At 68.2% G+C, this 11,770-nt stretch carries 8 protein-coding genes; 4 read left to right on the top strand and 4 right to left on the bottom strand.

Features of this window, described 5'->3' with window-relative positions; genetic code table 11:
- Window positions 1-118: 118 nt before the first annotated feature.
- Window positions 119-1,138, bottom strand: coding sequence for a glutathione S-transferase C-terminal domain-containing protein (locus ABZ827_RS15705; protein WP_357237471.1), 1,020 nt, complete (start codon window positions 1,136-1,138; stop codon window positions 119-121).
- Between the two features lie 38 nt (window positions 1,139-1,176).
- Between ABZ827_RS15705 and ABZ827_RS15700 the strand changes: the two genes are divergently transcribed.
- Complete coding sequence (locus ABZ827_RS15700; protein ID WP_357237470.1) at window positions 1,177-1,971, top strand: enoyl-CoA hydratase/isomerase family protein; 795 nt, start codon at window positions 1,177-1,179, stop codon at window positions 1,969-1,971.
- 129 nt (window positions 1,972-2,100) lie between these two features.
- Window positions 2,101-3,459: an AMP-binding protein gene (locus ABZ827_RS15695; protein WP_357237469.1), complete on the top strand. Its 1,359-nt coding sequence runs from the start codon at window positions 2,101-2,103 to the stop codon at window positions 3,457-3,459.
- Window positions 3,460-3,461: 2 nt separating this feature from the next.
- Here the strand turns inward: ABZ827_RS15695 and ABZ827_RS15690 are convergent, their stop codons facing one another.
- Complete coding sequence (locus tag ABZ827_RS15690) at window positions 3,462-4,220, bottom strand: tyrosine-protein phosphatase (RefSeq protein WP_357237468.1); 759 nt, start codon at window positions 4,218-4,220, stop codon at window positions 3,462-3,464.
- Between the two features lie 398 nt (window positions 4,221-4,618).
- Here ABZ827_RS15690 and ABZ827_RS15685 point away from each other — a divergent pair, with 398 nt between their 5' ends.
- Window positions 4,619-5,065, top strand: a complete 447-nt coding sequence (locus ABZ827_RS15685; RefSeq protein ID WP_357237467.1) for a TetR family transcriptional regulator — start codon at window positions 4,619-4,621, stop codon at window positions 5,063-5,065.
- Window positions 5,066-5,114: 49 nt separating this feature from the next.
- Window positions 5,115-6,317, top strand: a complete 1,203-nt coding sequence (locus ABZ827_RS15680; protein ID WP_357237466.1) for an amino acid deaminase/aldolase — start codon at window positions 5,115-5,117, stop codon at window positions 6,315-6,317.
- 111 nt (window positions 6,318-6,428) lie between these two features.
- On the opposite strand, the gene ABZ827_RS15675 is transcribed toward ABZ827_RS15680, so the two are convergent.
- Both ABZ827_RS15675 and ABZ827_RS15670 read right to left on the bottom strand, forming a co-directional pair.
- Complete coding sequence (locus ABZ827_RS15675) at window positions 6,429-9,815, bottom strand: AAA domain-containing protein (protein WP_357237465.1); 3,387 nt, start codon at window positions 9,813-9,815, stop codon at window positions 6,429-6,431.
- A gap of 109 nt (window positions 9,816-9,924) precedes the next feature.
- Window positions 9,925-11,727, bottom strand: coding sequence for a DEAD/DEAH box helicase (locus ABZ827_RS15670; RefSeq protein ID WP_357237464.1), 1,803 nt, complete (start codon window positions 11,725-11,727; stop codon window positions 9,925-9,927).
- Window positions 11,728-11,770 lie beyond the last annotated feature (43 nt).

Raw genomic sequence — 11,770 nt, 5'->3', positions numbered from 1 at the left:
CCTCCTTTGCGGGCCCTAAGCACTGTATGGCACGGACCCTACGTTCGTACGGACTGACAACGGATTACCCGGTGCCCGGGTTCCGATGCGGATATGTCCACCAAGGCGCGAGGTCGGCCTATAGCGCGCCGTGGGTGGGGGGTACTTGCTCGGTGGGGAGGGGTGCTTCGGGTGGGGTGCCGTCGCCGAAGGGGCGGCCGCCGAGGGCGTCGCGGCCGTGGGGGGAGAGCCAGTTGGACAGGTCCGGGCCTTTCGGTACGACCTGGGTGGGGTTTATGTCGGTGTGGACTTTGTAGTAGTGGTCTTTGATCTGGGTGAAGTCGATCGTGTCGCCGAAGCCTGGAGTCTGGAACAGGTCCCGGGCGTAGGACCACAGCACCGGCATTTCGGTGAGCTTGCTCCGGTTGCATTTGAAATGGCCGTGGTACACGGGATCGAAGCGGACCAGCGTCGTGAACAGCCGGACATCCGCTTCGGTGATCGTGTCGCCGACCAGGTAGCGCTGCTCGGTCAGGCGGGCGGTCAGCCAGTCCAGTGCGGTGAACAGCCGATCGTAGGCGGCATCGTAGGCATCCTGGGAGCCCGCGAAACCACAGCGATACACGCCGTTGTTCACCTCCCGGAAGACCCGGGCGTTCACCTCGTCGATCTCGGACCGCAGCTCCTCGGGGTAGAGGCGCGGCGCTCCCGGCCGGTGGTGTGCGGTCCACTCCAGCGAGAAGTCCAGGGTGATCTGTGCGTAGTCGTTGGTGACGACCTGTCCGGTCGGCACATCCACGACCGCGGGCACGGTGATACCGCGCGGATAGTCGGGGAAGCGCGCCAGGTACGCGTCACGCAGCCGGGGGATGCCCAGCACCGGATCGACTCCACCGGGGTCGAGGTCGAAGGTCCAGCTGAGTTTGTCGTGGGTGGGGCCGCAGAGGCCGAGTGAGATCGCCGATTCCAAACCCAGCAGGCGGCGCACGATCAGTGTCCGGTTCGCCCACGGGCAGGCCCGGGCGGCGACCAGCCGGTAGCGGCCCGGTTCCACTGGGTAGCCGTCGCGGCCGTCGGCGGTGATCCGGGTGGTGATGTAGTTGGTATCGCGTTTGAATTCGCCCGGTTCTACGTAGCTGCCCTGTTCCGTTTCGGTCATGTCACCAGTCTTGCAGGGGCTGGCCATAAGCTGGCGGTATGAGCGCTACCAAACCCACTCGACTGGAACGAACGGCTACCGGGGGCGGAGCCGAGGTCGCCACATTGACGTTGGCGGCGCCGCCGCTCAATTTGTTCGACCAGGCGATGTTCGACGCGCTGGCCGAGGATATGGCCGAACTGTCCGCGCGCCCGCCGCGTGCCCTGCTGATCCGGGCGGAGGGGAAAGTCGTTTCGGGTGGTGTGGATGTGCACAGCTTCGACGGGCTGACCGCCGGGCAGGGCGCACAGCTGTGGCAGGAGCTGTTCGATCGGATCAGCCATCCGATCGAGGCGCTGCCGTGCCCGGTGTTGTTCGCCGCGCACGGGCTCACGCTCACCGCCGCGTTCGAGATCGCTCTGGCCTGTGATCTGATCCTGGCCGCGCCGAAGGCGAAGTTCGGTCTGGTGGAGATCGTGGTCGGATTGACCCCGTCGATGGGTGGACCGCAACGGCTGGCCGAGCGGGCCGGTTCGGGGCGCGCCCGGGAACTGGTGATGACCGGTGATCTGTACGACGCGGCAACCATGCGGGAGTGGGGCGTGGTCAATCAGATCCACGAGGATCTGGATACCGCCGCGGTGGCACTGGCCCATCGGCTGGCCGAGGGGCCCACGCGTGCGCACGCGGCCACCAAGCAGATCGTCGAGGCATGGCGTTCCGGCGGGATCGCGCACGCGGATTCGGTGACGCCGCGGATCTCCGGCGAGCTCTTCGATACCGAGGATCTGCCGAGCGCGGTACGCAGTTTCCTCGAGGTGGGGCCCGGTAAGGCGACCTATCTCGGTCGCTGAGTTGCGGAAAAGTCGCCGACCAGAGACTTCTGGATCTCGATTCGACCGGATTCACCAACTCCGCACCCATTTTTGTGATCTGGGTCATATAGTCACAGATGCCTGACTGTTCGACTGCACGGAGGTCCGATGCAAGCCGGTACGACCACGATCATCGGGCCTTCGGTACGTCCGTTTCCCCTTACGACGCCCGGCGCCGGTGACACCGGGCTGGAGCTGGTGGAATTCCCCGTCGCCGACCCTGGTTCGGCGGCGCCGCTCTCGCGCGGGGCGGACGGCATCCTGCGGTACGGCAATCTCAGTCCGGCCCTGACCGAACTGCTCGACCTGCAGGTCCACGCGTTCGCCAACCGCGAAGCCGTGGTCGAGGTCGGCCGGGGCGGGCTGACCTACCGCGAGCTCTGGCATTCGGCGTCGCGGGTCGCGGGCGGGCTGCAGGAACACGGGATCGGTTACGGCGACCGGGTGGCCGTCCATATGCCGCCCGGGGTGCGCTGGGTGCAGGCATTTCTGGGCGCGCTGCTCAGTGGCGCGGTACCGGTGCTGGTGCACCATGGGCTCGCGGATGGGGTGGTCGATCGGGTCATCGCCGACAGTGATGCCGATTTCGTGCTCGGTTCACCACAGCGCGGATGCGGCGCGACCCGTGGCGACGGGCCGTGGTCCGCGGACCTCCCGGACGGGGCCGCGTTCATCGACGACGGCGCGGCGCTCAACGATCTGGCGTTGCTCTGCTACACCGACGGCGCGGGTGCGGACGGTATGCCGACCGGTGTCGAGCTCACCAACGAGAACCTGCTCTCGGCGATCCGATCGATGGTGTCGGCGCTCGATCTGCCCACCGACGGGATGCGCAATCTCGTCCTGCAGCCGCTGTCCCATGCCAGCGGATGTGTGGATCAGCTCCTGCCGACCTTCGCCGTGGGAGGCACCGTGGTGCTGGCGCAGAGCGTTCCGGGGATCGCTCGGGCCATCGCCACCGAACGGGTCGACACCGTTGCCGCGAGCGCCCGCATCCTCGGCGGCCTGCTCCCGGATCTGGAGGTGGGCCGGGCCGGTGGGTTGCGGACCGATTGTGTGGTGCGGATCACCACGGCCGACCATCGTTTCACTGCCGGGTCCGAGGGGCATGCCGCGGGCCCGGCGTTCGCGCAGGACCTGTGCGACGTCTTCCCGTCGGCGCGGCAATGGTCGGTATGGGGGGCCACCGAGACCAGCGGAATCGGTCTCGCGCTCGGGCCCACCGCCGGTCCGGGCGAGACCGTGGACAGTACGGTGCTGGGTTTCCCGTTCGGCGGCACCGAACTGGCCTTGTGCGGGCCGCGGGCCGCGGCGGGCCAGGGTGAGCTGCTGTGCCGGGGGCCCAATGTGACCCGGCGGTACTGGAACGATCCACAGCGCACCGCCGACCGGTTCGCCGGCGGGTGGTTCCGCACCGGCGACCAGGTCAGCATCGGCCCGGACGGGCTGGTCCGCCGCGGCGCCTGACGTCAGGCGACCAGCCGGTCGCGCAGCCGGGCCCGCAGATCCGGGGTGAACCCCACCGCCGTCAGGTAGGCGTCGAAATCGCCGTGCAGTTCCGTGCCCGCTTCCATCCCCGCGCGCAGGTATTCCTCGCGTACTTCGAGTACCGCCTGCGGCAGGTCCGCGCCGAACTCGTCTTTGAGCGAGGAGCGCAGTTCGGCGACGGCGTAATTGCTGAGCAGGTAATCGGTGAGGATCGCGGATTCGCCGACCCCGACTGCCCGCAGCAGCGTCGCCACCGTCCATCCCGTGCGGTCCTTACCCGCGGCGCAGTGCACCAGGACGGCGCCACGGTCGGCGACGATGGCTTCGGCGAGCGCCATGATGGCCGCGTGCGCCTCGGCGCGGGCCGGGAAGTTCCGGTACACGTCCATCATGTAGGCGAGTGCCGCGCCGGGGGCATCCTCGCGGCCTGCCCCGGCTTCGTGCGGCGGGGAGGTGGTGTTCCCGTCGTCGAATGGGGTGACGCGCAGCCGGACCTCCGGCGGTAAGTGGTCGGCGCCTGCCCGTTCGATCTCTCGATGCCCGCGCAGATCGTGTACCGCGCCGACGCCGAGTTCGCGCAGGGTCGCGTGGCCGGTGTCGTCGAGGCGGCTGAGCTGAGCGGAGCGGAGCAGGACCCCGGGCCGTATGGTCCCGCCGCCGTGGACGGGTAATCCGCCGAGATCTCGAAAATTGAAGGTGCCGCTGATCCGGAGATGATCGGCGAGGGGAGAGCTGGTCACCGCATCAGGCTAACCGGCCGGGCCCGGGGTGCGTTGTGTGATGGCACACAGCGTTCGGAGATCGCTTATTCGTCGTCGTAGACTGGCCGATGGTCTGTGCCCGGATGAGGGCAGACGACACCGATGTCGTGATCGTCAGGGTCCTGATGCGGGTTCCCCCGGTTGCGGAGTGGTCACAAAACAGGCTTCGGGTACGGGTTTCCCGGGTGTTACTGTTCTCAAACCCCGAAAACGTTTCTAATATTGAGATGACGGATTGGTCAGGCTGAAATTTCCCGACCTGCGCCTACCGATCCGGCCGGCCGCTTCGGTGCCGAGCTTTATCGGTGCCGGAGGGTGCGAGATGTTTGCCGAGGGAGCTTGCGTTGGGCGTACGTGGAGAAATAGCGGAGGGCCGGATGCGATCGGCCGTACGTGAAGCGGTCGATAACGCCGACGCTGTGCTGGACGTCACGGGGTTGCGGGCATTGCGCGTGTTGCTGCATGCCGGGATGAGTGCCTACTGGCCGTTGGTCAAGTCGCGGCCGGTGGAGCAGATCCACGCCTACGAGAAGACTGTGCAGACGCTGTGTCAGCACTGGGATTCGCGCGCCGATTATGTTCCCGATCCGGTGATTTCGGAGCGGCAGCGGGCGCAGGAGCGTCATGTGGTGGAGTGGCTCGAGGTGTGCTCCGAGCGCTCCGGTACGCGCTGGATCGAGCCGGTCGATTCGATCGCCGGTTATGTGATCACCGTGGTGCAGGGGTCGGTGCTGCGCTGGCTGGCCGACTGTGATGACGAAGCGATCCTGGTGGCCTTCGACGATCTGGTTTCCAACCTGGTCACCCGGGCGGTCGACGCCTGATCCCCCGATAAGCTGGACGTTTGACCAGTCCGATGGTTGAGTGGGCGGGGTGAGCGCGACCTCGCCGACTGCCGCTACCGCCGCCTGGCCCGATCCGTTCGTACGCGCGGCCACCGCCGATCTCGACCCTCCGTTGGCCGCCGTGGACCTGACCGTGCTCCGGGCCAATGCCGCGGACCTGGTTCGCCGCGCCGCGGGCCGGCCGCTGCGAGTGGCCAGTAAATCGGTGCGCTGCCGGGCCGTCCTGGCGGAGGTGCTGGGCCCCGAACTGACGGCCGCGGGTGGGTTCGCGGGCATCATGTCCTACTCCCTGGCCGAGGCCATCTGGCTCGTCCGCGGTGGCGCCCGCGATGTACTGCTCGGATACCCCACCGCCGACCGCGCCGCGCTGGCCGAACTCGCCGGTGACACCGGACTGCTCGAGGCGATCACCCTGATGGTGGACGACACCGCCCAACTCGATGTGATCCGCGCGGCCGTGGGCAGCGAGAAGGTGGCGCCCCGGATCTGCCTGGATGTGGACGCTTCGCTGCGGCTCGGACCGCTGCACCTGGGCGTACGCCGCTCGCCGGTGCGGACACCGGAACAGGCCGCGGCACTGGCCGCCCGGGCCCGCGCGGACGGGTTCCGAGTGGTCGGGGTGATGACCTATGAGGCGCAGATCGCCGGACTGCCGGATACGTCGCTCGCGGTCCGCCTGGTGAAGAAGGCCTCGGCACGGGATATCGAACGGCGCCGGGCCGCTGTGCTGGATGCCGTTGTGGCCGTCGCCGGCCCCCTGGAGATCGTCAACAGCGGGGGTACCGGTTCGATCGAACTCAGTGCCGCGGCGACGGGGGTCACCGAAATCACCGCCGGCTCAGGGCTCTACGTGCCGACACTGTTCGACGACTACCGCTCCTTCCGGCCACGGCCCGCGTTGTATTTCGCACTTCCCGTACTGCGCAGGCCCGCTTCCGATATCGCGACGGTTTTCGCCGGCGGATATATAGCGTCCGGTCCGGCGGGGTCGAGCCGGGTGCCGAAACCGGTGTGGCCCAAGGGGTTGCGACTTCTCGGCACCGAGGGTGCGGGGGAGGTGCAGACACCGTTGTCGGGAAAGTCGGCACCGGAAATCGGCGACCGGGTGTGGTTCCGTCACGCCAAGGCCGGTGAGCTGTGCGAACGGTTCGACCGCCTGTATCTGGTCGACAGCGACGGAACGCGTGTCGAAGTGCCCACCTATCGGGGCGAAGGGAAATGTTTCGGGTGAAGTGCCGGACCGTATTCCGCGATTCGTGAGAATTATCGGCAGCCGGTGATCCTCATTATCGGTACGGCCGGAATTTCGTTATGGCCCGCGCCGTCTGATCACTTCTCTCGATTACAACTGGATGAACCGGGAAAGGGCCGATAATTCGGCAGGTGTCTCCGGGAGAAATTCCGTCAACAGGGGAGAGCGGACGATTATCGCCCGGCGACGGGCCCGGCACAGAGCATCGTGAACAAGCGCGGCCGACAGCAGTGCCCCGGCCGGGCCGGCCATATCCTCCGGACTGGAGGTGGCCGGTGACACCAGTACGACAGCCGCCTCCCGGCCGCGGAACAACTCGGGTGTCCCCACGAGAACTTCGTCGATCCGAGCCCGGGACAACATGATCCGGATCAGGCTCACCTGCGCCCGGTGCGGCGAGACAACGACGATATCGTGCGGTTGCAGCTGCCGGATATCGCTACCGTCGAACCAGCGGCGGCCCAGCAGATCACGGATCTGCTGGAGGACCTCCCGGGCTTCGGCATCGGACGCGGTGCTGTTGCCGTGATGTTCCACGAGCACGGTGGAGATACCGGGCTCGAGGGTCTCCGCCGGATGAGGTGGTACCGGGGCGGCGCGCAACCGGTCGTCGAAGTAGAGGTGGGAGACGGGGTCGCTCACCTGTGGATGGATCCGGTGGGTTCGATCCAGGAAATAGCCGTGGGTGGTGGGCAGCGTGCGTCCGCCACCCGTCAGCCAGGTGAGGGCCGGGGTGTCCACCGGCTCCGGATGGGGCCCGGGTTCGGGCCGATGCCGGTCGGCCGGGTCGCCGGTCAGGAGTAGATTGCGCGCACTCACCGATACCGATGCGGCCGCCGCCAGGGAAAAGGCGTTCGCATCGGCGATCACCAGCAGATCGAGCGTATCTCGCGGCACCCGGGCGGGATCGGCGAAATCGTCCGGGACGCCGCCCAGTACGCAGCCGCGGATAGCGTTGTCCAGGAAGCGCGCGTACCGGGCACCGTTTAGCACCAGCCATTCGGGAGATACCGCCGCGGCATCGCTTTTCGCGACCAGTTCCGGCAGTACACCGGCCCGTACGATCGCGTCGAGCAGGTTCTCCACCGGGGCGGCGGTGGGCGCGACGATACCGATACGCCAGTTGTCCTGGACGACCAGACCGGCGAGCACCTCGGCCAGGATGGCGGTCCGTCCCGTGCCGGTGGGCGCCTGCACGGCGAGATACGAGCGATCCAGCTCGCGCAGTACGGCGGTGATGGCCGTCGCGGGATCGTCGCCGGGTCCGGGCAGGCCCGGGTTCGCGGATCCGGATGCGGCACCGCACAGCCGGGGCGGCCGGCGGGTGAGCAGATCGAATATCGCGGTATCGGGGACGGCGGGCAGGGTCATGAGGAGCCGGCTGCCGATATCTTCCAGCGCATCCGTAGTGGTTTCCGGGGATCCGGGCAGGGCCGGTGCCAGGGCGACCGGGAGCTCATCGTGTGCCGCGGCGCCCGGTGCCAGGGTTTCTTCCAGCCGCACCGTATCGACGAGATCGGCGTCCACCGAACAGCCGAGGACAGTGGCCGGGCGGGTGGTCCGGATCGCCCGGTGCGCGTGGTCGACGGGTTCGTACACGGCGTAGACGGTGGTGCCGGGTGCCGGACCGATGCCGGTGAGCCGTCCGCTGAGCCGGAGGAAGCGGCGAACCGTATCACCCGGGCCGATATGCCATTTCGTATCCACCCCACAGGTATCGGCCACCATCACTCCGGGGCCGGGCGACCACTCGGGCAGCGGATGGGTCAGCCGGTCGATATGCGCCCACCAGGCAGTCTGCTGTTCCCGGCGGTGGTATCCGAGGAGAGCGGCGGTGAGCGCGGCGATATCGTGCGGGTCCGGTGGGGTGCCCGGCGACTCCGGCCCGGCCCCGGATGATTCCGGAGCCGCGGTGGTATGGGGGCGAGACGCGTACTCGGCGAGGGCGGCTTCGGTGGACGACGATCTCGCCGAAGGGGTGTCACGGAGCAGCAGATCCAGTGCGCCGGTGTGTACCCGGGGATACCGCGGGGCGGATTCGGTGGCCTCCTTGCGTAGCCGGTCGGCGAGCCACAGCACCGCGTGGCCGTCCGCTTCGCCGCAGTGGCCGCCAAGAACGGGGGTGACCTCGTCGAGGGCGTACGAACGGGTCCCGAGTACGAAGGCGCCACGCACAATCGGGTACAGATCCACCAGGGCGCCGGCCCGCAACAGCGCGTCCACGGTTTCCTCCCCGGTCCCGAGACGTCCGCTGGTGTGCAGCAACAGGGTTCGCGCGTCTGCGGTGTAGTGGAAGATATGCAGGTCCGGGTCGGCCAGCAGCGGTTCGGTGAGCGCGGCGAGCAGATCGGTGAAGGCACGGCGGGCACCGTCGCGCAGGGTCGTGCGGTGTTGCGGGGTGAGCTGATCGGCCGGTGGTTCGAGGGGGAGTTCGCAGGTCAGCCGGGTGGTGTCGCGAGAGGCCACCACCACCCGGAGCCGATCGGGTGCCACCCGGCGGGTGTGCAGGGCGAGATCACCGGGAGTGGCCGGCGGAAGCATATCCAGGGCGGCGGTGTCGGCCGGCACCCATTCGCCACGGCCCGAATGCTCCTGACGGAGCTGGACGACAGCCTGGGAGCGCAGCCGGGTGAGGAGGTGCCCGGGTATCTCCGGCGGGGTCGCGGTGCGGGTGGTGAGACGGTCGATGGTGCTGATACCGGCCGCGCGCAGCCCGGCCCGCGTGGCCGGATCCATCCCGGCTACCAGCAGCAGATCGCGGGATTCGGCACAGGCGGCGGCACAGACCGCGCAGCGGCCACAGGCCCGGAAGCGCGGATCGCCCCACTGCACCGGCAGGAGTTCCGTCGAATGTTCGTCCAGGATGTGCTGTATCCGTCGCCGGCCCGCCTCGTACACGGGTCGCGCGGCGGTCAGTTCTATGGTGTGGGATTCGGGACCGGCGTGGATACCCAGCTGCGGATCGACCGGCACGGATAGCGATTCGAGGATTCGCGCGCCGCCGGCCAGCCGCAGCGCGGTGGCCACCACATGCGACCGCCCGGGCGCGGCGCCGTGCAATCGAAGCCCCAGCTGGGTCCGGGTGGCCAGATCGACATGCGTGAAGAAACCGCCGTCGAGGAATACCGCGCCCAGGATTGCCGGGGCCCCGGAGCGCACCGCGGCGACGGATGCGGCGTGGGCGGCCGCGAGCGCGCTCAGCGGGTCGGCCGGATCGCGGGGCGCGGGCAGCTCCACCACGTCGGCGCCGTGACGTTTCCGCACGGATACGCGCAACCGATCGAATTCCGCGTATCCGGAAGCGTTTTCCGACGGCGCGGCGCAGACGCCGAAACCGGTTGTTCCGGTCGGTACCCCACTATCGGCGGCGACGGTGCCCAGCCCGGCGTCGAGCGCGCGCAGCAGCGCGAATTCACAGCGCGTGCCGAGCTCCAGATCCGTGGCGCCACACACCACCCGATCACCGACAATGAACACCCACGGCCCTCCTGCGACCCAGTGATACCCCCGGCGGGCGCGTTCGCGCACACCGGACGCGGCCCACTGTAATCACAGCCTCCGACCTGGTGGTACGGACCGTGGGATTCTACGAGCGCGGTTTGCGCCGCTCCTGCCGTTTCGGACCGTCGCGGCGCGGCCCGCGGCCGAGCGGGCGGTGTCCGGGAGGGCCGGAGTCGAGCTGCAATTGGATCAGCACACCGCTGATCCGGGTACGCCGCAGTGCTTCCAGGGTTTCCGGCGGCAGCTGGGCCGGCAGCTCCACGAGGCTGTGATCGGGCCGGATACTGATATGCCCGAAATCGCTGCGCCGCAGGCCGCCTTCGTTGGCGATCGCACCCACGATCGCGCCCGGCACCACGCGATGCCGTTTGCCGACGCTGATGCGATAGGTGGCCAGTTCGGCGCCGGTGGCGCGACTCCGGCCGGGTGCGCGGCGATCGTCGAAACCGCCCTCGTCGAACCGGCGCGGTGCGCGTTCCCGGCGCGGCCGCTCCACCGGTTCCGGTTCGGGTTCGAGGAAGAAACTCTCGCCGTCCTGTCCCGCGACCGCCAGGGCCGCGGCGATATCGGCCAGCGGGGTGTTGTGTTCCTGTTCGTAGTCCTCGATGAGTTTGCGGAACAGCGACAGATTGTCCGAGCTGAGGTTCTCGGTGATCGTGTCGCCGAATTTCGCGACCCGCTGCGCGTTCACATCGTCCACGCTCGGCAGCTGCATTTCGGTCAGCGGGTGCCGGGTGGCGCGCTCGATGGATTTGAGCAGATGGCGTTCCCGGGGGGCGACGAACAACAGGGCCTCACCGCTGCGGCCGGCGCGGCCGGTGCGGCCGATCCGGTGCACATAGGACTCGGTGTCGTGCGGGATGTCGTAGTTCACCACATGCGAGATACGGTCCACATCGAGGCCGCGGGCCGCGACATCGGTGGCGACCAGGATATCCAGCGTGCCGGCTTTCAGCTGGCCGATGGTCCGCTCGCGTTGTGCCTGGGCGATATCACCGTTGATCGCCGCGGCCGAGAACCCGCGGGCGCGCAGTTTCTCGGCCAGCTCTTCGGTGGCCTGTTTGGTGCGCACGAAGATGATCATGGCCTCGAAGGCCTCGACCTCGAGGATCCGGGTGAGCGCGTCGAGTTTGCGCTGGTGGGATACCAGTACCCAGCGCTGGCTGATATTGGTGGCGGTGCTGGTCTTGGATTTGACCGTGATCTCGACCGGTTCGCGCAGATACTGCTTGGAGATCTTGCGGATCGCGGCGGGCATGGTGGCGGAGAACAACGCCACCTGCTTCTCGGCCGGGGTATCGGCGAGGATGCGTTCGACATCCTCCTGGAACCCCATCTTCAGCATCTCGTCGGCCTCGTCGAGCACCAGATAGCGCAGCTGGGACAGATCCAGCGTGCCCTTGGCCAGATGATCGATCACCCGGCCGGGAGTGCCCACCACGACCTGCGCGCCACGGCGCAGACCCGAGAGCTGCACTCCGTAGCTCTGGCCGCCGTAGATCGGCAGCACATGAGTGTTGGGCATATGGGTGGCATAACGGCCGAAGGCCTCGGCGACCTGGATCGCGAGCTCCCGGGTCGGGGCCAGCACCAGGGCGGCGGGCTGTTTGCCGACGGGGCGATCCTCCAGCAGACCCATCAGGATCGGGATCGCGAAGGCCGCCGTTTTACCGGTACCGGTCTGCGCGAGACCCACCACATCCGCGCCCTCGAGCAGCGGGGGGATGGTCGCCGCCTGGATGGGAGAGGGGGACTCGTAGCCGACATCGGCGATGGCCGAAAGGATTCGGTCATCGATCCCGAGATCGGCGAAGGACGGTCCGGCGTTTTCGGCTTCGGTCTGGCCAGGGTCCTCGCCGAGGCTGTCGTCGCCCTGATTGGTGCTCATTGACCAGGAGTTTACTGGTACGGCCTGGTTGTCCGGCCCACCG

The sequence above is a fragment of the Nocardia sp. NPDC019395 genome, from assembly GCF_040632335.1.
In the GTDB taxonomy this organism is placed as follows: Bacteria; Actinomycetota; Actinomycetes; order Mycobacteriales; family Mycobacteriaceae; genus Nocardia.
Note: the sequence above shows the minus strand (reverse complement) of the source record. Positions and strands in the feature narration are given on the sequence as shown.

What these genes read in the sequence shown, in the direction of transcription:
- ABZ827_RS15700 (WP_357237470.1), top strand. Translation starts at nt 1,177, where the DNA reads ATGAGCGCTACCAAACCCACTCGACTGGAACGAACGGCTACCGGGGGC.
- ABZ827_RS15685 (WP_357237467.1), top strand. Translation starts at nt 4,619, where the DNA reads ATGCGATCGGCCGTACGTGAAGCGGTCGATAACGCCGACGCTGTGCTG.
- ABZ827_RS15695 (WP_357237469.1), top strand. Translation starts at nt 2,101, where the DNA reads ATGCAAGCCGGTACGACCACGATCATCGGGCCTTCGGTACGTCCGTTT.
- ABZ827_RS15670 (WP_357237464.1), bottom strand. Translation starts at nt 11,727, where the DNA reads ATGAGCACCAATCAGGGCGACGACAGCCTCGGCGAGGACCCTGGCCAG.
- ABZ827_RS15705 (WP_357237471.1), bottom strand. Translation starts at nt 1,138, where the DNA reads ATGACCGAAACGGAACAGGGCAGCTACGTAGAACCGGGCGAATTCAAA.